Annotated in this window: 1 pseudogene; it reads left to right on the top strand. The window is 61.2% G+C overall.

The features are described from left to right. Window positions 1-167: 167 nt before the first annotated feature. Window positions 168-340, top strand: a pseudogene (locus tag AC0IYH_RS30205) (biliverdin-producing heme oxygenase); the annotation flags it as partial.

The following is a 340-nucleotide window of genomic DNA, read 5'->3' as shown; positions in this document are numbered from 1 at the left end:
AGCAGGATCAGCCCATTCGCAGCAGCAGTTTGGATGAGCTGGAGCAGGCCATAGAACGCCTGAGCCAAGAAGCGAACGTCGATCAATGACGCGCTGCCGCCACCGATGAACAGCCATCCAATGTCCCACTGCCAGCCCTGTGCAAGCCCGCTTCCCGGAACCGTCAGATGACAGCAGCTCCCCCCTCCACCGCACAACTGCCGCTGACCAAACGCCTGAAAGCCGGCACCAGCCGCGACCATGACAGCGTCGACACACTGGTCATGCAGGCTCGTCCGTTCGAGAGCCTGCTGCGCTATGGCTATTTCCTGCGCCTGCAGCATCGTTTCCATGGCTCCAT

The organism is Pseudomonas sp. AC463, assembly GCF_979253585.1.
This window is presented reverse-complemented; position numbering and strand designations above follow the sequence as displayed.